We start from the raw sequence: 211 nt of genomic DNA on the forward strand, positions 1-211 counted from the left end.
AGCCGTCCAGCCGCGCGCGGGTGTCGAACTCGATCAGCGTCGGCATGATGTAGGCATCGCCCTCGCCCTGCATCATGTGGTGGAACAAAATCCCTTCCTGCAGCGGCGCCAATGGATAGATGTCCTGGATGTTGGCGGCGCCGCCCGGCACCGCCGCGACGATGCCGTCGATCTCCTGCTGGCTCAGCTGCACCAGCGGCAGCATGTCCGG

At 65.9% G+C, this 211-nt stretch carries 1 protein-coding gene; it reads right to left on the reverse strand.

Annotated elements, in window-relative coordinates; translation table 11 throughout:
• A partial coding sequence (locus RUGAMON1_RS32780) for a hypothetical protein (RefSeq protein WP_445234443.1) occupies positions 1–211 on the reverse strand: 211 nt, incomplete at both ends.

The sequence above is a fragment of the Duganella rhizosphaerae genome (assembly GCF_040364205.1).
GTDB lineage: Bacteria > Pseudomonadota > Gammaproteobacteria > Burkholderiales > Burkholderiaceae_D > Rugamonas > Rugamonas rhizosphaerae.